General features: G+C 70.5%; 2 protein-coding genes and 1 pseudogene. All 3 read right to left on the bottom strand.

Translation table 11 applies throughout. The annotated features are described in order from the left end of the window. Window positions 1-333 (bottom strand): annotated as a pseudogene (locus tag VNT50_RS13430) (hypothetical protein); the annotation flags it as partial. Next, complete coding sequence (gene pilM / locus VNT50_RS13435) at window positions 333-1,349, bottom strand: type IV pilus biogenesis protein PilM (protein WP_325485616.1); 1,017 nt, start codon at window positions 1,347-1,349, stop codon at window positions 333-335. The pseudogene VNT50_RS13430 and the gene pilM, both read right to left, overlap by 1 nt. 52 nt (window positions 1,350-1,401) lie before the next feature. Then, the gene (locus VNT50_RS13440; RefSeq protein WP_325485615.1) at window positions 1,402-2,265 is read right to left on the bottom strand and encodes a prepilin peptidase; all 864 of its coding nucleotides are present in this window, start codon (window positions 2,263-2,265) and stop codon (window positions 1,402-1,404) included. Between the last annotated feature and the right edge of the window lie 156 nt (window positions 2,266-2,421).

The raw sequence follows: 2,421 nt of genomic DNA on the forward strand, positions 1-2,421 counted from the left end.
GATGGGGGCCCAGCCGATGTCGGACGCCATCGCCTCGGCGCGGAAGGTCTCCAGGGCGCCGACCGTCGCGATCGCCTGGCTCACCTCCGACAGGCTCGCGAGCTCGCCGAGCAGGCTGCTCGTCTGAGCCTGCGCTGCCGCCACGCGGCGTTCCTCTGTCCACCGCAGATAGAACGTGCCCCCGCACACGAGAGCCACGATGACCACGGCGCCGATCACCGCACCGAACCAGCGCTTCACAAGTACAGAGCGTTCCCGGCGCTCGACTTCGAGGCGCGGCATCAGGTTGACGCGGGGAATGCCGGCGAGCGCCGGCGCGGATGCGCGTGCCATCAGCGGTCCTGACCCAACGCGAGACCGATGGTGCTGACGAGGTTGAGGCCCAGATCGCCCAGCGGCGGGTGCTTGCTCGAGACGAGGTCCGTGGGCAGCACGACGCGCACATCGACGCCGAGCGCATCCATCAGCGCCGGCATCACTCCCGAGACGGCCGTACCTGCGCCGGTCAGGAACACGGTGGTGACGGGCGCGGCGCCGGGGCGGTTGCCGTAGAAGTCCAGCGTGCTGCGCAGGCGCGCCACCAGATCGACCACCAGGGCGTCGGGGGCGCTGGCGCTCCGGAGGGCCGCCCGACCGCGCACCGGCTGGGGAGGAACGGTCTCGAGCACGCGCTCCTCGATCTGCTCCGCCTCACCCTCCCCCTCGCGCGCCCGGGTGGCAGCCGTCGACACATCGATCGGAATGATGCGCACGAACCGGGGCGCCCCGTCCACGGTCACGACGACGTAGCTCGTGTGATCGCCGATGCTCACCATCGCGACCGTCTCGCCGGGAGAGGCGAGGGCGCGCACCGCGCGGGCGAGCCCGAAGGGCACGAGATCCACGGTGTCCGCCACGATCTTCGCCTTCGACAGCGTCGCGATCAGCTGCTCGACGGTCTCCGACACGGCCGCCACCAGCAGCCCGCTGACCTCGAGCGGTCCGCGGTCGATCTCGTAGAAGTCGAGCACGGCCTGGTCGACGGGCACGGGAAGGATGTCCTGCACCTGGAAGGGCAGTGCCTGGCGCAACTGTTCCGGCTTGAGCGCACGCGTGGTGTACTCACGCACCAGGATGCGCCGGTTGCCGAGGCCCAGCACGACCCGCTTGCCCTTGATGCCCGTGCGACTCCAGAGCTGCCGGAGCGCCAGGGCGACGGCATCCGCATCCAACACCTCCGAGTCCTTCGCCGCACCGGGAGGCAGCGGCACCTCGCCGTATGCGACCAGTGCGGGTGCACGGCCGATGGTCACTTCCGCGGCGCGAACGCTCTCTTCGGTGATCTCGAGCCCGACGACAGTCCTGGCCATGGTCACGCCCCCCATCCACGCTGCGCCCGCGTTGCGGCATCCGAACGATTCATCACGCCAGCCCCACGAGCCCGAGGTACCACGAGGCGATCGGTTCGCCGGCGGCGATTCCCACCCACGCGCCGCCGATCATCCACGGCCCGAAGGGAATGGCCGACCTGCGGCCGGCCCTCCGGGCGACGACGAGGATGAGACCGAAGACTCCGCCGAGCACGAACGCGGCGAAGGCCCCCACGATGAGGGCACCCCAGCCGACGTAACCGAGGTACAGACCAAGCACACCCGCGAGCGTCACGTCGCCGCCGCCCATGCCGGCCGGGCGGATCAGCCGCAGCACGAAGTAGAACGCATAGAGCGCGATCCCGCCGACCACCGACCGGATGAAGGCGGCGTTGTCGCCCTCCAGCAGGCAGGCGAGCGTCAGCAAGACCCCGGCGACCACGTACGACGGGAGCACGATCGCGTTCGGCAGACGGTGGGTGTCGAGGTCGATCAGCATCAGCGCGATGCTGATCGCGGCGAGGTACAGGAAGGCGATCAAAACGACGACGAGGGTCGCTCCCGAGAACGGGGCGTTGGGCGCCAGCCACGACCCGGTCTGCGACGCCGAGGCGAGCAGGAGCCACGTCACGGCCACGAAGGCGACTCCGGTCGCCGCCTCGACGAGCGGATAGCGGGCCGAGATCGGTGAGCCGCACGACGCGCAGCGTCCCTTGAGCGCGAGCCACGAGACGACGGGCACGTTCTGCCATGGTCGAACGGGCTCGTCGCACGACGGGCACCGGCTCGCGCGGGTCAGCGGGATGCCGGCGGGCACGCGGTAGACGACGACGTTGAGGAACGATCCGATCACGAGGCCGAACAGGCCGGCGAAGACGAGCGCGAACACGAGCGCCGCCGGCGCAAGGGCGGTCATGGCACGTCTCGCTGCGAGATGAACGCGCCGAGGGTGGGCGTGCCCGACGGAACGCCGGTCACCGGCCCGCCGGCGGGCATGCGCGGCAGCACGATGCCATCGCCGTAGAACGCGATGCCCCCGCCGTAGTGGAACTTGCCGCCATAGAACGATCCG

This window comes from Microbacterium sp. (genome assembly GCF_035554235.1).
GTDB lineage: Bacteria > Actinomycetota > Actinomycetes > Actinomycetales > Microbacteriaceae > Microbacterium.